This is a genomic window from Chryseobacterium sp. IT-36CA2, assembly GCF_949767875.1.
GTDB lineage: Bacteria > Bacteroidota > Bacteroidia > Flavobacteriales > Weeksellaceae > Chryseobacterium.
The window spans coordinates 1,194,721-1,215,663 of record NZ_CATKPG010000011.1 but is presented as its reverse complement, the minus strand read 5'-3'; the positions used below and the strand labels follow the sequence as shown (position 1 = coordinate 1,215,663).

Genomic DNA, 20,943 nt, shown 5'->3' with positions numbered 1-20,943 from the left:
ATGATAGATTTTATTGTAATGGTCGCTAACATTGAGCCTTTTGATGCTTTTAATTCAATCAACCCGTTTGAATGGAAGGGATTAAATTTTTATCCAATATTCAAAAGAGGTAATTTATATCGTTTTGAAAGTGAATACGAAGATTTGAGAGTAATACTTTATTATAATAAAATCCAAGTATCAAATTCATTACATAAATTCTACAAAGGTAATAACTATACAGATTTTACTCATTCCGAATTGAAAAAAGGGATACAGGAAATTTGCCAAAAATTTGAGGTTGAAGCAATAAGCTGGGAAATCAAAAAAATGGAATTTGGCTTTAATATTCTCACACCAAAACCGGCAAAAGAATACATATCACTCTTTTTACAATACAAAGAAAGGGAGTTTGAAAAAATGAAATACAAACAGGCTGACTACGGTAGAAAATGTTTTTTAAGCGAATATGCTCTAAAAATTTATGACAAGTCTTTTCAATGTAAAATAGTCGATAGTGTGAAAATTTCTGATAAAACACTTCGTGTAGAATTTTGCTATAACCAGAAGCGTAAACTGCCAAAGCAGATAAATACATTAGCTGATTTGATGGATAAAGACAAATTCAAAGAGTTGTTTAAAGACCTCAACGAAGCATTTACAAAAGTAATCTACAATGATGAGGTAGATTTTACCAATTCTACCAATGTAGAACGAATGTTATTTTATGCTTCACGCAATACAGATTTTATAAAGGTAGAAGAACAGATTAACAAAACAGAGGCAAAAGCAATAAGGCAAAAGATAAAGCAATTAAAGGAAAGGTTTCTAAAGAAAGAATTTAAAAAATATTTCCTAAAAGCCTTATCCGACAAGTATATAGAACTTTATTGTAGTTAATTATCCAACTTGTAATATAGTCGGAGAAGAAAAATAAATACCAATGCAAAAATCAGATAAGAACATAGTAGAACAGCGTATAAAAGAGGTAGCCATAATGCTAATTAATGGTAATAGTAGAGAGATTATAGTTCTATATTGTTCAGAAAACTGGAATATTGGAGAAAGACAGGCAGATAAATATATTGCCAGAGCAAAAACACTCGTAGAAAAATCTGTAACGAGAAATATAAATTATGACTACGCAAAAGCCACTAGGAGATATGAGGAACTTTACAGATCAGCCATTGAAAATAAGGATTACAGATTAGCAAGTTCAATTAATAAAGAAATTGCTAATCTTCAGGGATTATATAAAATTCAGATAGAACATTCAGGAAACATACAATTTATATCAGGCATACCAGACAAATGGGCACAATAATAGATTTTTCGCAATATTACAAGCCCAAACCAAAGCAAATAGAAGCACATCTAAGCAGAGCTAAGTATTTACTGTTTGCAGGTAGTTTTGGAGCGGGAAAATCATATTTTCTGTGTGGTGAAGCTATACTAAATGCTATGATGTATCCCGGTAATAGGCTTGTTATTGTCAGAAAAGAATTATCAGTACTTCGTCGAACAATTTTAGTTACGTTCTTTTCCATATGTCCCCCAGAAATAATAAAAAGCTTCAATCAAACTACATTAGAGGTGACTTTTATTAATGGCTCTGTACTTACTTTTATAGACTGTAATGTCGCGAAAGATAAACTTTTACAGAAAATAAAAGGTTTAGAAATAGGCTGGTTCGGAATTGACGAAAGCAATGAGGTTTCTGTTGAGGTGTATAGAGTTCTCAAAACTCGTTTGCGCTGGGTTTTACCTAGTGGAGACAAACCAAGATACGAAGGAAGGCTAACAAGTAACCCAGAGGCGTGTTGGTTAATCCCTACTTTCATTCAGTCAAAGAGTCCTGATGAGGTTTATATCCAAAGCCTTACAACAGATAATTATGATGAAAACAGCGAATATGTACAGAATTTAAAAGATACCTTTAAAGACAATCCTAATTTACTCAGAAAATATCTATATGGTGACTGGAGTTTAGTTGATACCATTAATCAGCTGATTCCAAGTGAGGCTATTGTAAAAACTGCTGATTGTATTACAGGAACAGAATTTATATCAATGGGCGTAGATGTTGCCCGATATGGTGATGACAGAACTGTTTTTACAGTTTTAAAAAATGGATAATTATGTGCTTGTAATTATGAAGTATAGAGCAAGGAATGCTTTAGGGGCATATAATATTGGAATTGTTAGAGCAAAAGTGAGTTATGATTGTGAAATATTGGAAGTAACACAATAGTTCTTAATACTTTATATAAAAAAACATCCATTTATATTTATTAGAAAAGATATATTTTATAAAAATAAACTAATTATGGTTTCCCGTAAGTAAAATCAAAAAAATAATATTTATTTCGTATCTATAAAATTATGTGAAAAGCCAATTTATTAATTTAAAAAAAGTATTCGGTAAATAATCAAAAATTACTAAATTGGATAAATGATAGCGTAAAATTAATTTACGCTATTTTTATTAATAATAAAACTAATAGTCCAAAATGAGTCCTAAAAGATCTCCTGAAAAAGTTCAGGAAAAAAAAGATGAAAATCCAGCTATTCCTAAGTTGGAAAATCCTTTAGAAGAAAGACTGGAGAATTTTAAAAATTTAATTCAGGATTGTAGTATTAATTTTTTAATAGGCTCCGGATTATCTGTTCCGTTTATGAAAACTCTTGGAGGTATTGAGACATGGCTTACCGGTCTTGAAGAAAATAAAAAAATCAGTGATGATTTGAGAAGTTATATAAAAGCCTGTTTATATAAAAGTTACTTTGAGGTTGCAATGAAAGGAAATATAGAAGTTGAAGAATTGTCTCAAAAAAATAAAAATTATTGTTCTTCTAGTGACCGAGCTGTTGAGTTGATTGAAACTTATGAAAACTATAAGATTTTTTTTCAAGTTATCAATCAAATTTTATACGAAAGAAGAAGTAATACAGTCAATAAACAAGTAAATATTTTTACTACAAATATTGATGTATTTTGTGAAAAAGTAATTGAAGATTTAGGATTGTATTTTAATGATGGATTTAATGGTGTTTTTAAAAAACAATTTCAGCTAAGCAATTTTAAAAAATCATTCTTTCAAAAAAGTCTTCAATATGATAATATAGCGGAAATTCCAGTCTTTAATTTACTCAAAATTCATGGTTCAGTAACCTGGAAATTAGCAGATGGAATTATAGAATTTGCTGGATTAGATGTTTTAAACAAAGTTATTTCTAAGATTAAGGATATCAATTTACTTAATATCTTAGAAATGAGTAATGAAAAATGGAATAAAGAGGAATTAGATCTGACTATAGAAGAAATAATTTCTGAAGCAGAAAGGCAAACTCCAATACCATCGACGGTGGAATTTATAGAAGCATATGAAGACTTACAAGTAGTAAATCCAACTAAGGATAAATTCAGAGATACTACTTTTAATAAAACCTATTACGAGATGCTACGTCTTTATTCTAATGAGTTAGAAAAAGAAAATTCAATATTATTTATAATGGGTTTTTCGATGGCTGATGAACATATTCGTGACATTACCTTTAGAGCTATAAAATCAAATCCTACATTGAAAGTCTTTATTTTTTGTTATTCAACAAAGGCAAAAGATATATTAAAGAATTTAAGTAACGACAAAATAGACCTTAGTAATTATCACAATGTAGAGCTACTAAATCCTGTTGAAAAATTTGGATTAAATAAGGCTAATGAACTTTTATTTATACCATTATTAGAGAATATCCAACTAAAAAAAAGTAAATCATGAAAGTAGATTTACAAAAGGATTCTATTTTTAAAGTAGGTAAAGTAATCTCAGTCGAAGGTAGAACAGTAAAAATTGAAGTCGACAAAACGAAAAATAGTTCTCACCTCTTATATAACGGAGAACTTCTAAGGAATATTTCAGTTAATGGCTATATTAAAATCACTAAGGGTTTCACAAAGATTATAGGTAAAGTTGAAGGAGAGTTCATTTTAGAAGATAAGCAAATATCTGGAAAAGACTATAAAAGTGAAAAATTCAAAATTAAAAGAATTTTAATTATTAGTTTACTTGGTTTTTTTAGTAAAAAGGGATTCGAGAGAGGTATTAAAGAGCTCCCTTTGATAAACAATGAGTGTTATTTGTTAGAGAAAGAAGAGTTTGAGGATGTTCATGACTTTGTAAAGAAAGGAGATACCCCTCTTATTTTAGGAACTCTTACACATGAGAATGAACAAAAAATAAGTGTTGGGATAAATGATTTATTTGCAAGTCATATAGGTATTTTTGGTAATACAGGAAGTGGAAAGTCTTATACATTGGCAAAAATGTATAGAGAATTATTCTTGAAGTTCATTCAAAATCAAAATTTTAAAATAAATACACACTTTATTTTTATTGATTTTAATGGTGAGTATATAGGAAACGAAGAGATTGGATATGACATAATAATTGAAAAAGATAAAAAGCAAATATATAATTTGAGCACCCGAAATTTAACCGTGTATGAAAAGTACCCTGTAAATAGAGATACTATAAACAATGTTGAATTTTGGTCTATTATTCTTGAAGCAACAGAAAAAACTCAAATACCATTTCTTAAAAGAGCTTTCAAAAAGGAAATTGATCCACTAAACATCCATAAAGAGATAGATGAAATTATAAAAGAAATTATCGTTAAGGGAGATAAAGATTTAGGAATAAAATCTATTTTAAACTATTTGTGGGAATTAATGCCTCTAGTTTCCAATGAGTCAAATCTAAAAGAATTAATTAATTGGATTGATAGTAATTTAGGCACTTATAATAATGGGGGATTTTTTGTTAAAAGTAATGTTGCAGATAAACACGATTTAAATACAAATGCTTTTCCTTACATAACCCCATTGGTAAATGGATTAAACTTCTTAACAGCAAATGAATTTAATAAAATTAGATATAAAATAACATATACTTACTATAAGGAAATTGTGAGAGGACATTCTAACAAAGAACATTTATCTCCTTTAATCAAAAGATTAGATAGCAGATTGAAAGATGTAAATAAAGTTATAATGTTACAAGATGAAAGTGAAATTTCTACTAAAAATATTTCTATAATCTCATTGAAAGATGTAAATATACAAATGAGGAAAATTTTACCTCTTCTCATTTGTAAACAACTTTACGAAGACAAGAAAAAGGAGGATGACAAAACAAAATATTTGAATATAATAATAGATGAAGCACATAATATTTTATCTTCAGTGTCTGAAAGAGAAAGTGAAACGTGGAAAGATTATAGATTAGAAACTTTCGAGGAAATTATTAAAGAAGGTAGAAAATTTGGAGTTTTCTTGACTATAGCGAGTCAAAGACCTTCCGATATCTCTCCAACAATCATTTCACAATTGCATAACTTTTTTCTACATAGATTAATCAATAACAATGATATCAAAGCTGTAGAGAAGACGGTGTCATACTTAGATAAGCTTTCTTTTGAATCGCTTCCTATTCTCCCTACAGGCACTTGTATTCTAGCAGGTCTTTCAGCCCAAGTCCCTGTAATGATTGATATTGGCAAAATTGATAAAAAACAATATGAGCCCAATAATAAAACAATGATATTAATTAATAATTGGATTGATAATAATGACTAAATCAGAAGAATGGGCATATAATTTATGCAAGAAATCCTTTTTTTCTTTATTCAGTTTTGTTAATCCTGTTGGCAAAAAGGATAAGGAGCTTTGTGATGTGATAGTGATATGTGGAAGTGATATAGTATTAATTTCAGTAAAAGAAATTAATATTAGTCAATCAGATAATTATGATGTAGATTACAACAGGTGGAATAAACGGGCTATTGAAGATTCTTTAAAACAACTGAATGGAGCAGAAAGATTTCTGAAGAGTGTTTCTTCTTTTAAACTCAAGGATGCAAAAGAAGAAATTGAACTTCCAAAAGAAAAAAACTTTTATAAAATTGCTCTGGCTATTGGAGGTATAGGAAAATTTCCACTTCCTGAATCTATTATGAATAATGGGTATGTGAATATTATGGATGAAATATCTTTTCATTCAATTATTTCAGAATTGGATACTATGAAAGATTTTATTCTCTATCTAAGAGAGAAGCAAGCTAAACTTTTAGATGTTCATTTTACAGGTAATGGAGAGGAGGACTTGTTAGCATTTTATTTATGTAACGAGTTAAACTTTCCAGAGAAGACATTTATCTACTTTGATGAAGGTATCTACGAAACTCTTAAAAAGAATAAGGGTTATCTACAAGAAAAAAAGGAAAGAAAAGAAAGTTATAAATGGGATTTTATTATTAATCATTTTACTCAAAATTATTTTGATAAAAATGGCTACAATACTGATACATTGAATGATATAAGAAGAGCTTGTGAAATTATGGCTCAAGAAACAAGATATGAAAGAATAAAATTGATTGATAATCTAAATACCGTCATTAACTCAAATATAAGAGCAAGAATTTATTTTTCTCCGACTTTTAATCACATAATATATGTTTTTGTTTCAGGGAAATTTGATAATGAAGAACAAAGACTTAGAGAAACTGAACATAGATGTTTAGTTGCTGCATTTTTATTTAATAAGTCAGCTGTCGTAATTGGAATTGCGTGGGAAGTAAATCCTAATTTTGATGTGTACGATATTGTATATCATAATTATAAAGATATATGGAATGATAATTTAGATAAAACAGCATTATTAGCGATAAATGAACTAGGATATTTTAAAAACCAATATGACCAATTAAATCATTGATTAGTAAGCCGGATAATATCAGAACTATTGAAACTGTATTAAATCTTGATACAGGAGATAAAATATATTCAAATATTTTATTTGATAATAAAGAAAATGAACATATAGTTTTTTCTTACAGAGAGAAATGTCAAGAAGCAATAAGTGAAAGACGAGAACCTTTTCTTGTATGTGAAGTTTGTGGACAAATGGTACAAATAAGTGGGGGAAAGGGAATAAATGGTAAAATAAAATATTTTAAGCACCTCAAAGATAGTAAGGATTGTCCTATTAAAACTGATACCAAATTATCAAAAGATTTAATTCTTAGAGGGAAGTTTAATGGTCAAAAAGAGGGAAAGTTACATATTGAAACTAAACAATATGTGTTTGATTTTTTGTGCTATAATCAACAAAATAAAGGAGAGGTAACATTTGTGAAACAGGAGATGGTAAACAAAAGTATAAGGGATCATCTTGAATGGAAAAAACCTGATGTTACATCAGTCTTTAATCACAAGAATTTAGTTTTTGAAATTCAACTTGCTACTACTTTTTTAAATGTCATCTGTGATAGACAATATTTCTATAAAGACAATCAGACGTTTATAATTTGGGTATTCAAAAGTTTTGATATTGAATCAGATAAACAAAGATTTACTCAAAAGGATGTATTTTATTCTAATAATCGAAATGCCTTTATTCTAGATGAAGAAGCCATTAGGTTATCTCAAAGTAATAAGGATTTATATTTACTTTGTCAATATCAAATACCAAAAGAACAGGAAGAAGGAATAGGATATGTTTGGGAAAGTAAATATGTATCATTAAAAGATTTGACATTCGATAAGAATTCTTATAAAGTATATTACTATGATGTAAATGCAGAAGAGGAAAAAGTCAGGTCGGATATTGAGAAGAAAAAACTTGCGCGAAAAGAAAAGGAAAAAGAAAGGCTTAGGTTATTTTACGAATGGGAGGAAGAAGAAAGAAGAATCGAAAAGGATGAGGAAAAATTAAAATTTGAGCAAGAAGAAACAGAAAGACGAATCCAAAAACATAAAGCAGAAAGACAACAAGGATTAAAAAAAGAACATCAGGATTTTGTAGCAAAGAATTTTTCTTTTTTTGAAAGACTTGAAAACTATGGTAATTTAAGCCCATTACAGAACGTTTTTCTCGCTAATTTCTATCAAATAAATGAACAAATTGATATACTTTTCAAAAAAGGTTACCAGCCTTGTGAAGAAGATTTAAAATTTATAAAAAACGAATATCAATTAGAACGGAGAAATTACAAAATTCCTGACAGGTATTCAATATTATATTTTCTTTCATTGATTACATTTTATTGTAAACTCAATAAAAATCCAGAATATTTAAAAGTTTTCCCCAGAGTAGAAAGAGTTTTAATTGCAATTTTATCTATTAAAGAGAAAATTGTTATTGGCTACAGTTTTAAAACACTTATTCAAATACCTCATCAATTCATAGGAAACCCATCTAGACAAGAGTTTTCTAAACCGATTTTAGAAGCAATAAAAAGCTATTATGGATATGATAGTTTTATTCAGGAGCAAGACAAGAAAAAAACATTAGAAAAAAAGATTCAATCTTTAAATGGTAATATTCCAAATCTTCCTGATAAATATAAAAAAATAGTAAGTATAGTTTTTAAAGATTTAATATTATAATATTTATGATAGTTAGTATTTATTTAGAAGAACACGGATATTTAATAGAAAAACCACAAACACTAAATTTTGGAGGGAAGTATTCCTATTTTTTTCAACCTATTATTGGGGGAAAGGATTTGGTAATAAATCGTGAATTACATGAAAAATACATTCCTAAATTTTTTAATATTTCCGAAAGCAGCTGTAATCTTAATTCTTTAAGTGCAGTTGTTGGTCAAAATGGTGTTGGTAAATCTTCAATATTAGATGTAATTAGAAGCATTTTTATAAAACATATTTATTCAATGCCTCATAATATTTGTACTGTATTGGTTGAAGTGAATGAAGAAACACATGTTCTACAATCGGGTTATGATAATATCTATTTGCAAAATGAATTAGATAATGGGGAAGTTGATTATGTTAAAATTCCAAGAATAGATAGAGAAAAATATCAGAGTATATACTATTCTCCTCATTTTGATTTAAAATATAATAATGACTTCGATGAGGTTGACAATTATGATATTTCTCTTGACCAATTTATCAAACAGGATTTAGAAAATACTGATAAAAAAGGAACAAATAAAAACGGCTTTAAATTTCATTTACATGAGGAATTAGTTCTCAAAAACTCAATGAGACAAATTGAATTTTTAAATTCTGACATTTTTAAAAATAATTTAGTTTTCAGAGACATTTTTGAATTACCCCAGTATGAAACGGGGATATTGCATTTTAGAGATGTGGAAATAGATGATTTTGATAATACACCATTTCCTTTGAGGAATATTATAGAACTTATTCTTAATAAAATAAAAATTGAAAATGAAAAATGGCATTTAATAAGAAAATTTGATGAAAATCATAATGTTGTAAATCAAGCCGATATAAATAAATATTTATTAAACCGTTTTATAATAAAAGCATTTATATCTATTGTGATTCAACAAATGGAGAAAAGTAATACTTGGTTACAAGAAGGGATGATTGATGAGCCTTATGATATGGATAAATTTAAAGATTCCACGGCGATCGAAATTTTTTTTAGTTTTATACAAGAAAGTTATATTAAAGATGGAAGGCAAAAGCTATTTATTTTTAATTATGAAATAATTCATTTATTTTTTGAAAAATTAAATGGACTAATTGAAAAAGAGAATAATCCAAGTAATGTTAATAAGCAAAGTATTAGATTAGATTTGGATGAGCTAAAAGAGATTCTAGAACTTCATAGAAAAATAATAACCGGTCTTTTTCATTATTATCCAAAACTTGAGGGATTAATAAATAAAAGAAATTACATTGATGGATTTTTATCTTTCAGACCAACAGATAAAAATATGAGTTCTGGGGAAAATGCATTACTCAATTTTTTTTCGAAGTTGTATAATTTTATCCAAAACAATTTGATTGAAGAAAGTAAATCTTTACCTGATAAAGAAAATTATGTTTTATTATTAGATGAAGCAGATTTAGGATTTCATCCGGTTTGGAAAAAAAGATATATTGATGCGATTTTAAAAACCTTACCTCACTTTTTTGAAAATTTGAAGATAAAACCCAGTTTACAAATAATTATTACTACACATGATCCACTTACCTTATCAGATTTACCAATTGATAATGTTGTATTTCTTCATAAAGATAATGGGTATTGTAGTGTGATTTCGGATAATAATGACAAAAAGATACAAAGAACATTCGGAGCAAATATCACAGATTTACTGGCACACTCTTTTTTTATAGATGATGGACTAATTGGAGATTTTTCAAAATCAAAAATTAAAGAAGTAATAGATTGGATAAATAATAACAAGAATTTATCAGATACTCAAAAGTCTACTCCTGAATTTACAGATAAATTATTATACTATAAAAAAGTAGTTAATCTTATTGATGAAAAAATTGTTAAAATGAAACTTGCAGAAATGATTACCGATTTAGTTCCAGATAATTCTTATTATAATCAAGTTATCGATGAAGAGGTTGAATTTTTAAAAAGTAAAAAGAAATAGTTATGCAATATATTGATACTGATCTTCCAAACATTATTGAGGCAAGAGATACGCATACAGAAAAGTTAAAATCTTTAATTTTTAGTAGGGCAACTAATTCTACATATCCTCTGATAAAAAATTTCCTGACTGAATCCAGAATTGAACAAATTTTAAATACCTCTCCTAAAAAATTATATCAATTACAGTTAGCTTTTTTAAGAAATATCATTCCTCATTTTGTTTATGAAGATTGGTTGAAGTTTATTGTAATAACAAAAACACGAGATTTTAATGTCGAAGAAACACGTTTAAAGGGAATTTTTGATGCAATATATAAAGAGGTTAATAGAATATTTGATTACGATAATTTTTGTGAAAAGAAGGTCAAGAAATATTGTGCTTATAACTTAGCAGAAAAATTAGATATTCCAACTTGTGTATATTGCAATAGGATATATACGAAAACAGTTGTGAAAAAGGATAAAAAGAAGGTCATACGTCCTACTTTTGATCATTGGTATCCAAAAAGCAAATTTCCTCTATTGGCTTTATCTTTCTATAATCTCATTCCAAGTTGTTCTGTGTGTAATAGTGGAGTAAAAGGTTCTACACCTTTTTCACTATCTACTCATTTTCACCCATATTTTAAAAATCCCCAAAAAGAACTTAAATATACATTCAGTTACGACCATAAAGATTACAGTAAATTTACATTCAAAATTATAACCGATGATAAGGATGATTTTTCGAAAGACTCTGTTGATGCTTTTGAGTTAGAAGCAATATTTAAGGCTCACGAAGATGAGATTGAAGACTTAAGAAATATAAAAGATGCCTATTCTGAAGACTACATTGAAATGCTAGAAAAAAACATATTAAAAGGAGTTAAATTAGATAGAGATGAGGTTTATCGATTGGCTTTCGGAGTTCATTTTCAAGAAGCAAAATTCGATAGGAGACCAATGAGCAAGATGAAAAAAGATATTTTGATAGAATTAGGAATTATTAAAATAAGGTAATGAGTTTTAAAATTATCGCTTTAGAAGTACTGGAAGCTTGTGATTCCAAACATTCAAAAAATCTTATAAAAAACAATCCCTATATTTTTTACAAGAATTATAATTTCATAAGGAAAGGAGAAAATGAAACTATAGAATTAATTAGGGAAGATTTTGATTTATATTCAAGGGATAGTAAACCTAATATTAATATTTCTGCAATCGTAGGAAAAAATGGTAGTGGAAAAAGTACCCTCGTTGAACTACTGATAAAAGCAATAAATAATTTGTTTTTTAAATACAGGAGACAACAATCCAATATTAATAGAAACTTTCATAAAGTTGAAGAAGTTAAAGGCATTGAGGTTAACATTTTTTATAAAATTGGAGAAGATATTTTCAAACTTTATATTAAAAATTCTAATTACAAGATTTCTCAATACAGTTTTGTTAAAAATCTAAATCATTACAATAAGCCTAAATCAATAAAAAAATTTGATTTAAGAGAGTTCTTTTATACAGAAGTTATTAATTACTCTCTTTATGCATACAACTCGGAACAAGAAGGAGATTGGATATCACAAATCTTCCATAAAAATGATTCTTATCAAACTCCTGTAGTTTTGAATCCTTGGAGAGATAATGGTATTATTAATATTAACAAAGAAAATGATTTGGTCTATCAACGATTACTAGCAAATTTGTTAAAATATGATTCAGATAAAAAATTAAATTTAAGTTTGGGAGAGAATTTGAAAGCATCGTTCCTTTTATTAGAATTGTCACATTCAGAATATTATGAGAAAAAATCAAGAAAAGATTTCAAGGTGGATTTATCTTTGTTTGATGACAATTATAAAGATTTAGTCTTAGGAAAATTATTAAAAGAATTATATAATAAAACACCTAACAATATAGAGAAGAGCATTTTTGAATTATCAAAACTTTATATTCTATATAAATTGATAAGCATTTGTCATAAATATGAAGAATATCGCAAAGAAAACTACTTTGATAAAAAAACAAAGAAGTTTATCAATTTAGAAGGTCTAGTTGAACGATTAAAAAAGGATGGTAGCCACATAGTTTTTAAACTTCGTCAAACACTAAATTATCTTGTATATCAACACATAGAATTTGATATATCGAAACCAACAAACTCATTAAAGTTTGAAAGCGTTGCAGACATGATAAAAAAAGTGACAGAACTACAAGAATGTGATATAATAAATTGTTTACCTCCTCCAATATTTAGGACTGATATAGACCTTATCTCTATGATATCAGGTAATAAAGAGATTAAATTCAGTACACTAAGTTCAGGAGAGAAGCAACAAATTTATTCTGCAAGTTCTATATATTACCATCTAATAAATTTAGACTCTGTAAAGAATAGTACAGACGATGAAAAAATTTCTTATCGAAATATTAATGTAATTTTAGAAGAAATAGAATTGTACTTCCATCCCGATTATCAAAGAACATACATAGACCTTCTGATAAATGGGATAAAAAAACTGAATTTAAAAAACATTGATGGAATTAATTTCATTTTTGTAACACATTCTCCTTTTATTCTATCCGACATTCCTTCATCAAATATTATGTATTTAGCTACTAATGAAGCTGGTTTTTCTGAGGATTCAGATAATAAGAGAAAGTCTTTTGGAGCAAATATTTTTCATTTATTGAATGATAATTTTTTCTTTGGAAATGATAACGTTTTTATTGGAAAATTTGCCCATTACAAAGTAATTGAAGCAATTGATTTTATTAAAGGCGATAGAGATGAGAAAAAGGTAGATTATTATTACAAAATGTTAGAATTGATAGATGAGCCTATTATGAAAAATAAGCTTTTACAAATGTTATTTGATAAATATCCTGATTTACTAGAAAATAAAAGTTTAGCAGAAAAGCATAATAGAATAAAGACTTATGCGCAAAGTTTAGGAATCGACAATGTAAACTTTTAATTTGAAGAAATGCCAAAATTTGAAGAAGCATATTTTGATAAAGAAAATCGTGCAATAAGGATTGAGGATTTTAAAGATGCAATACACCTTGGTAATATTTATTGTCCAGAATGTTATGTTGCACCTCTTCATATTGTCCGACAACAAAAAAAACATCCTTACTTTGCTTCTAATAGGAATAAAGAGCATTTAGAAGATTGCCAATTTTTTGAAGAGTTTATTTCTATCAATAGTTTGAATAAACTATACAACAGTAAGGAAATAGAGGACAAAGACAGATTAAATTTTTTAATCACAAATAATCTACAGAAAGTAATCAATTTAATGTTTAAGAATGATAATAAAATTGTTAATACTTTAGAAATAAATAATTTTCTTCACGAAGGCAAAATTTCATTAAATAAATTCGAAAAAAAATATAAATACGAAAGCATTCCAAGAGTGCATTTGAATAATATCCTAAAAAAGAAAAAAGATTATCTTGACCATTATTTAATTGTTTGGGGCAAAGCGTATATAGAATTTAAAACAGTAGAAAGAATTAATCAAACCACTCAACAAATTTTTTATTTAAAAAATTTAGTTTTCAGAGACACCGAAAAGAAATTTAGATTTAATGTTTTTCTGAATAGCAAACAGTCATTAGAATTTGGCTATTTGGATGGAAATAAAAACTTTGCTATTTTTGGAAAGCTGAATGAAAATAAAGGCTTCCTAAATTTCAAAATTGAAGAAAATAATCATCTGAAAATATTTTAATTTTCACTTCATTATCTCTTGTTTTCTCTTTATTTGCTGCATTTTTACATTTTTCTAATTCGAATAATTTAATAATCTATTGATTATTAAGTTGATAAATTGTAAACTTTACTTTTTGTATCGGGAAATAGTATATATAAGATACAGAAGGAAAAAAAACGTTCATTCTAAAAATTCAGATATATCCTTAGCTCATATCAAATTGGTATTCGCTAAGGATAATCTTTTTCAATATAAGAACTAATTTAATATAAAAACGCACTATTCTTTCAGTGCTTCTTTTACATATTGTTTTCTTTGGCGGGATATTGGAATTTTCTGATGGGTACACGCCATAATCAAATATCCTGAATCTTCGTTCAGAATACTTATCACGTGCCTCTTATTGACGAGATGTGACTGGTGGCAACGCATAAATCCAAAAGGTTTAAGCATCTCTTCGTATTCGTATATGGGTTTGGAAATTACATGTACGGTCTCATCTGTGAGGTAGAAAGTTGTATAGTTATTGGATGATTCACAACGCAGGATACTCTGAACCGGAACAAACAGTGTTTCTTTTTGAGAAGGCAATGCAATTTTTTTATGATCGAGAGGTAGTTTATTTTCCAGTAATTCTACAATATTGCTAAGTCTTCTATGATGTGACTTGTTGTTAAGAGAAAGTTCTATTTTCTCTACTGTTGTTTTCAATTCATCAATATTAATAGGCTTTAGTAAATAATCCAATGCAGAAAATTTGATGGCCTGAATCCCATAGAAATCATACGCTGTGACGAAAACAATATCAAATGAAGGTTTTTTAAAATATTTTAAAAGTTCAAACCCGTTCTTTTGTGGCATTTCTATATCAAGAAATACTACATCAGGATTTACCTTCACAATAACACTACAGGCTTCGTCTACAGAATTGGCGGTTCCAACAATTTTTATTGATGGACAGTGCCTTGTTAACAAAGACTGTAAGTTACTGATGTTGATAGATTCATCATCTACGATTACCGCATTAATCATTATTGATCCAATTTTTAAAAGTTAAAGTTATCTGAGTGCCATTAGTTACTTCTAAAGATAGAAGTATCTGTTGGTTCTTCTGCATTTTATTGATGGTCTCTATTCTTTCACGCGTAATAGCCAGACCATATCCTGTAAAAGGAACTTTATCATTCCAAACTCCATTATCTTCTATTAATATAATCATATCATTCTTTTCTTTCAGACATATAATTCTAATCTTTCCATTTTGCCTTAGTGATGATACACCATGTTTAATCGCGTTTTCAATCAAGGGCTGTAATAATAACGTTGGAATTTCTATTTCTGTTGTGTATAAATCTGTAGGCAGCACTATTATTTCCCATTTAAATTCAAATCGAAGGGATTCAATATTTAAATAGATACGCATCATTTCAAGCTCCTGATCAAGCCTGTTGAAAACATCTCTGCTTTTGGACAAAGATCTTCTTAAAAGGATGCTAAATTCTTCGAGATATTTATTGGCCTCATCTATACGTTCTGTATTAACTAATCCCTGAATTGTACTTAATGCATTGAAAGTAAAGTGAGGATTCAGCATAGATTGGAGGCGTATGGCAGCCTCTTCTAGCTTCCTTTGCTTGGCTTCTGATTTATTAATTTTATTTCTGAATTCCAGCGTAGCAATATAAAATATAATTCCTGACAACACTATAAACGCCAAAGTGTAAAAAATCACAGACTGATACCATTGTGGCCTAATATTAATATATTTCACCATAGTACTTTCCGGCTGTGCAACATAGTTACATCTCAATTCATATTCTATGTTTGAATCTACATGAAATACTTCTTTTGTAGGCAGAAACCCACAATACATCTTTTCCTTTGTTTTTAAATTGATGAGTTGATATTTAACTTTCAATGTATCTTTGTTCGCAACTCTCAATTCTATTTTGTTTGTATTGGGAGATAAAATTATATTCGAATATTTGTAGGCAACAACCTCTCCTGTAGAATTACTTTTAAAATCATCAGTATCTTTTAAAATAATTTCAATTTCCGGAAAAGACTGAACTCTTTGTAACTTATACCTCTGCAGAAGTCTGTCTGTATTTTCATCAAATAGCTCAATAATACAGCCCTTCCCTACATTCATAAAAATATGATCGGTAATTTGATTAAAGCCTTGTTTTTCTTTTTCATCATCATTCTCAATAAAATAAAATTTTGTTTTTATGTGAGATTTTTTAAAAAGATCTGTTGTGCTTATAGCGGCAAAGCCTCCTATCATTGTTATATTGTAATCCCGTTTATTTTGTCTGGAAGTCATCTTCAGCCCCTTCCCTTCTATAATAAGATATCCTGTGCTCATTATTTCTGAATTTTGTGCGAACAAGGTTATTCTTATAGATGTGAGAATAAATAAAAGTACAATACCGATTTTTGAACTCATTTTTTTAATGCATTTGTGTTTTGCTAATCTAACATAATTAATTGATTTATAACACTATTGCATTTTCACAATATCAATCATAGTCTGCAGTTCATTATTAAGCACATTTTCATTGGTAAAACCAACTGAAAAAAATCGTATTGCCCCCATTTTATCAATAACTACTTTTGCGGGAATTCTTGTTATGTTGTAATCGGATATCGTTAGAAATTTTCCGTAGTTTCTTTTATCAGGAATATCTATTAATATATTAAGTGCAATCTGATGTTCTTTTACAAATTTCTTTATTCGTTGTACTGCGTCAGAGCCCGTTTCCTTTGTTACGATATATAAAAAAACCACATCTGGATTTTTTTTATTTATTTTACTCATACTGGGTAAAGATTTGATACATGGTGCACACCAGGTAGCCCAGAAATCCAATACCACTATTTTACCTCGCAAACTTTTTAAAGAAACTGAATTCCCGTCCAGCGTTTTTAAATTAAAATCAGAAGCCTTTTTCCCTGTAATTATTTTTTTGGATATTTCCTCGGCATATCTTCTGCTAACATTTTTTTGAATAGAATCCATTGCAACATCTGCATCTTTTTTTGTCAATAAAGAATAGAGTGTTTTAAACTGAGCTTCCATTACTTTTGTAGCTCTGCCAAGTTCTGTTTCTCTTCGGAGGAATTTATACGCTTTTTCATTATAGTGCCCGGCAATCAATAAGGAACTGTATAACTGAGCTGTTTCCGGCATCATATTTTCAGAATCTTTATTTTGAAGCGCTTTTTCCAGGTAATACAGTGCTGGACCTGATTGCCCCTGAGCATGTAATATCTTTGCAAAGGTTTCATAATAAGGATATGCGGCCAATTTCATAAATCTTTCCCAGTCTTTGTGATTAAAACCTTCCGGCCTCGCTTGCGGATCACCTTTATAGGATTCGTAGAGACGAATTGTTTTTTCTGCTAAATTATGTGCATAGTTTAGATTTTTGTTTGATTCATACAATATTTCTGCTGCTATGTTCATATAAGAGGTCTGATTGAACTTCTCTTTTATTTTATTTAGATACAATTCAAAATTCTTAAAATCATGCTGCTTCAAAAAGGCAATTGCTGCTGATCCTTTCATCACATCCACTCCATTCGTATATTTTAAAGTATCCAGCTTATAAGCTTTGACAAGCGTATTCATCCCTGAAAGAATTTTTTTAGGATCATTTTGCTTAATGACAGTCATAAAATCATTTTTAAAATTCTCTTTTTTTTGCCCCCTCAGCTCTGAAAAAAATATAAACACCAAACACAACATCGACAATTTAAATTTCATATTTTATAGATTTAATTCTACAAAACTAGATACACTGCAAAATGTAGAATTATCAGAATGTGTAAAGACGTAAACCCAATGTGAATTTGGATTTAAAATGGATTTTTAGTCAAAAAGAGAAAATAATTCATATTACATGTTAATAGTATTTAATAAATAAATTAAAAAAATAAATGTCTCTAAATTGAGACATTTGTCGTAAATTTGAGCCAATTAAAAATAATGAATACCCAACAAAAAATTATTGATACAGCCATAAGTGTTTTAAATGAGAATTTTTCAGCAACATTTGAAGAGATTGCAGCACACTGTAACCTTAACCGCAGAACATTGCATCGGTATTTTAAAAACCGGAACGAATTATTGGAAGCCTGCAACCAAAACATGATGCAAGCGTGGGAAGCGGCAGCCATTAAAGCCTGTGATAGCTCTTCAGATCCTTTGATACAGCTTGAAAATTTATTATATGCTGGAATTGACAGCGGAACTAAGTATGCTTTTTTAATAAAATTAAACGAGATTGAACCTACCTACAAAACTGAAACCAGTAAGGCATATTTAAAAGCAAGAACCGACTTATTCGATGCTCTGCAAAAACTACAGAAAGAACAGTTAATTGATAGTCAATTGCCGCTACCCTGGATAAAAATTCTTTTCACCAATAGTATTACAGCAACGATTACAGCATTCAGATCCGGAGATATTGCTCCCAATGAAATAAAAAAATTAGCCTGGACTACATTCAGCAGAAGTATAGGCTTAACAACTAAATAAACAAAATGATACATTCTTTTTTAATGATTGGTCAATCCAATATGGCCGGACGTGGCTATACGAAAGAGGTTCCCCCTATTTTTGATGAACAAATTAAAATGCAGAGAAACGGTTTATGGCAAATCATGGCTGAACCGATTAATTTTGATCGTCCCAATTCAGGTGTGGGACTTGCTTCCTCATTTACAGCTTCCTGGAGACTTGATAATAAGCAAGATGAAATTGGATTGATCCCTTGTGCTGATGGAGGTACGAGCCTTGATGATTGGGCTGTAGGCGGCGCTTTATTTGAAAATGCAGTATCACAGGCAAAGCTTGCACAACGAACAAGCGAAATTAAAGGAATTCTATGGCATCAGGGCGAAAACGACTGTTCTCCTGAAAAGGCAGAGCAATATCAGGAAAAATTTGCTATCATTATTAATACTTTACGCAAGGAGCTCAACATTCCTGAGGTACCGCTTATTATTGGAGGCTTGGGAGACTTTTTACCTTCCGGAATATTTGGTCAATACTTTATCCATTATTCACTGGTTAATCGTGAGTTAAAGCTTTTTGCCGAATCTCATAAAAACTGTTATTTTGTTACAGCAAAAGGACTTGCGGCCAATCCAGACGGTATTCATTTTAATGCTCATTCGCAAAGACTGTTGGGGGTCCGATATTATCAGGCTTATCGTTATCTTAAGCACGTTTTAAATCCACTGACAGACGAGAACAGCATACTGGATAAGATCTATAACCGTACACATACCAAGACAGAAAAAATTAAACTGCTGGAAAATGAATTTGCACTAGGAAATATTGATGGTGATGAGTATTTAACACAACTTAAAGTGATTGGATAGGAATAAAATCATTAGGGTTGTCATTAAGATTTTAAGAATATTAAGATAAGCTTCGCTTTAACTTTATCATCTGAATGATTAATCTTAACTCTGCTTCCAACCCATAATGTATTCCAGGAAAACCATCCAAAGTAATAAAAATAAGCATATTATATTAATAATGGATCGAATACAATTACGAGTCACCTAGAAAAGCAGATTACAGATTATTATTAAGAGAAATTTTTTAATACCTGTACATATCTACTGCTCCACTAAAGGTTTTTTAAAAATTCTTCAGCTTCTGATGAATCTTGCCCTGATGTTTTTGCCAACCCAATGGATTTTTCGGCCCATATTTTAGCATTTTTCTTATCCCCTATTTTATTATAAAGCCTTGCCAGAGTAAACATATGGATAGGTTGAGGCTGTTTTTCTATAGCTTTTTGAACCCACAGCACAGCCTTTTCTATGGATGACTTATTAGTTATATCATTCTCTGCAAATCCCCAGGCAGCAAACCCTAGATCCATCGGTTCCTTATTAGAATAATCTTGATATATTTCCAACATTATCTTTTCATATGTTTTATAATCTTTATTATCTAATGCGATATTAGCTTTTAAATCCTGCAAATTCTTTTCAGCTTCTTTTTTTTCCAAAAACTTTTGAACTTCAGCAAGGTAATAGCTTTCATCCAGGGCTTTTGTACTTTTGTTATAAGCTTTTTTATAAACAGATTTAAGCTTTATGTTTTTATCAAACTCTTCATAATCTTTTTTAGAAGTAATTTTTACAATATCTCCTTTTCTATTCTGGAATACTTTATAAAGAGGGTCTTCTGTACTTTCAATATCCATCATCAATTGCGCTATATCCTGGCTAGTGATAGTAGATTGGGTACTAAAATATTTTTCTAACACTTTACTTGCAAAGATTCTATCATCAGACATGCCGGCAAGTGTGGCAAGAGTTTTCAGAAATTCGGGGGAACTTTCCCCATTTTCAAATTTCTTCTTTAAAGCAGGAAGTCTTTTGTTTGGATCACTTGCGTCTTTTGCAAATTGGATAAATTCATTTTCTTCTGCATATCCTACCGTTCTGTATATTTCTTCTCCTTTTTCATCAAGGAATAAATAAGTAGGATAGCTTTTTATATTATATTTCTTAGCTATTTTGAGTCCTTCCCCTTTTTCCATATCAATTTTGATATTGATGAAATGAGTATTATAGTAATCTCCCACAGTGGTAAGAGGAAAAATATTTTTCACCATTAATTTACATGGTCCACACCAGGAGGTATAGGCATCAATAAATACAGATTTTCTTTCTTTCTTTGCTTTAGCTAAGATACTTGTAAAATTACCTTCTTCAAATTTAATTCCAGTTTGGCTCAATGCATAAGCACCTATAAAAAATGTGAAAAAAATTATTAATTTTTTCATAATAAA

At 29.0% G+C, this 20,943-nt stretch carries 17 protein-coding genes; 13 read left to right on the top strand and 4 right to left on the bottom strand.

Annotation, left to right across the window (positions count from 1 at the left end; all coding sequences use genetic code 11):
* From ACM6F9_RS06285 to ACM6F9_RS06235, 11 genes are all read left to right on the top strand, one after another.
* Entirely contained in the window at positions 1–879 is an 879-nt protein-coding gene (locus tag ACM6F9_RS06285) for a hypothetical protein (RefSeq protein ID WP_414844896.1), read from the top strand.
* Positions 880–922: 43 nt separating this feature from the next.
* Positions 923–1,303: a hypothetical protein gene (locus tag ACM6F9_RS06280; RefSeq protein WP_414844895.1), complete on the top strand. Its 381-nt coding sequence runs from the start codon at positions 923–925 to the stop codon at positions 1,301–1,303.
* Complete coding sequence (locus ACM6F9_RS06275) at positions 1,291–2,115, top strand: phage terminase large subunit (protein WP_414844894.1); 825 nt, start codon at positions 1,291–1,293, stop codon at positions 2,113–2,115. Before ACM6F9_RS06280 ends, ACM6F9_RS06275 begins: the two co-directional genes overlap by 13 nt.
* 374 nt (positions 2,116–2,489) lie before the next feature.
* Positions 2,490–3,758, top strand: coding sequence for a hypothetical protein (locus ACM6F9_RS06270; protein WP_414844893.1), 1,269 nt, complete (start codon positions 2,490–2,492; stop codon positions 3,756–3,758).
* On the top strand, positions 3,755–5,614 hold the full coding sequence (locus tag ACM6F9_RS06265; protein WP_414844892.1) for an ATP-binding protein: 1,860 nt from the start codon (positions 3,755–3,757) through the stop codon (positions 5,612–5,614). Before ACM6F9_RS06270 ends, ACM6F9_RS06265 begins: the two co-directional genes overlap by 4 nt.
* Positions 5,607–6,752: a hypothetical protein gene (locus ACM6F9_RS06260; RefSeq protein ID WP_414844891.1), complete on the top strand. Its 1,146-nt coding sequence runs from the start codon at positions 5,607–5,609 to the stop codon at positions 6,750–6,752. Before ACM6F9_RS06265 ends, ACM6F9_RS06260 begins: the two co-directional genes overlap by 8 nt.
* Complete coding sequence (locus ACM6F9_RS06255; protein ID WP_414844890.1) at positions 6,749–8,425, top strand: DUF6035 family protein; 1,677 nt, start codon at positions 6,749–6,751, stop codon at positions 8,423–8,425. The genes ACM6F9_RS06260 and ACM6F9_RS06255 overlap by 4 nt, the downstream gene beginning before the upstream one ends.
* Before the next feature lie 5 nt (positions 8,426–8,430).
* Positions 8,431–10,425, top strand: a complete 1,995-nt coding sequence (locus tag ACM6F9_RS06250; RefSeq protein ID WP_414844889.1) for an AAA family ATPase — start codon at positions 8,431–8,433, stop codon at positions 10,423–10,425.
* Between the two features lie 2 nt (positions 10,426–10,427).
* A complete protein-coding gene (locus ACM6F9_RS06245) occupies positions 10,428–11,426 on the top strand; it encodes a hypothetical protein (RefSeq protein ID WP_414844888.1) in 999 nt (332 codons plus the stop codon).
* Positions 11,426–13,381, top strand: a complete 1,956-nt coding sequence (locus ACM6F9_RS06240; protein ID WP_414844887.1) for a hypothetical protein — start codon at positions 11,426–11,428, stop codon at positions 13,379–13,381. Before ACM6F9_RS06245 ends, ACM6F9_RS06240 begins: the two co-directional genes overlap by 1 nt.
* 9 nt (positions 13,382–13,390) lie before the next feature.
* A complete protein-coding gene (locus ACM6F9_RS06235) occupies positions 13,391–14,140 on the top strand; it encodes a hypothetical protein (protein ID WP_414844886.1) in 750 nt (249 codons plus the stop codon).
* A 261-nt stretch (positions 14,141–14,401) separates the two neighbouring features.
* Here ACM6F9_RS06235 and ACM6F9_RS06230 read toward each other — a convergent pair whose 3' ends face one another.
* The 3 genes from ACM6F9_RS06230 to ACM6F9_RS06220 form a co-directional block, all read right to left on the bottom strand.
* Positions 14,402–15,154: a LytR/AlgR family response regulator transcription factor gene (locus ACM6F9_RS06230; protein ID WP_414844885.1), complete on the bottom strand. Its 753-nt coding sequence runs from the start codon at positions 15,152–15,154 to the stop codon at positions 14,402–14,404.
* The gene (locus ACM6F9_RS06225) at positions 15,147–16,490 is read right to left on the bottom strand and encodes a sensor histidine kinase (RefSeq protein WP_414844884.1); all 1,344 of its coding nucleotides are present in this window, start codon (positions 16,488–16,490) and stop codon (positions 15,147–15,149) included. The genes ACM6F9_RS06230 and ACM6F9_RS06225 overlap by 8 nt, the downstream gene beginning before the upstream one ends.
* 135 nt (positions 16,491–16,625) lie before the next feature.
* The gene (locus tag ACM6F9_RS06220; protein ID WP_414844883.1) at positions 16,626–17,801 is read right to left on the bottom strand and encodes a TlpA family protein disulfide reductase; all 1,176 of its coding nucleotides are present in this window, start codon (positions 17,799–17,801) and stop codon (positions 16,626–16,628) included.
* 312 nt (positions 17,802–18,113) lie between these two features.
* Here ACM6F9_RS06220 and ACM6F9_RS06215 point away from each other — a divergent pair, with 312 nt between their 5' ends.
* Both ACM6F9_RS06215 and ACM6F9_RS06210 read left to right on the top strand, forming a co-directional pair.
* Positions 18,114–18,665: a TetR/AcrR family transcriptional regulator gene (locus ACM6F9_RS06215; protein WP_414844882.1), complete on the top strand. Its 552-nt coding sequence runs from the start codon at positions 18,114–18,116 to the stop codon at positions 18,663–18,665.
* A gap of 5 nt (positions 18,666–18,670) precedes the next feature.
* A complete protein-coding gene (locus ACM6F9_RS06210) occupies positions 18,671–19,513 on the top strand; it encodes a sialate O-acetylesterase (protein WP_414844881.1) in 843 nt (280 codons plus the stop codon).
* A 254-nt stretch (positions 19,514–19,767) separates the two neighbouring features.
* On the opposite strand, the gene ACM6F9_RS06205 is transcribed toward ACM6F9_RS06210, so the two are convergent.
* Positions 19,768–20,937 carry a thioredoxin family protein gene (locus tag ACM6F9_RS06205; protein WP_414844880.1) on the bottom strand — a complete coding sequence of 390 codons (1,170 nt, stop codon included), beginning with the start codon at positions 20,935–20,937 and terminating at the stop codon, positions 19,768–19,770.
* Positions 20,938–20,943: the final 6 nt, after the last annotated feature.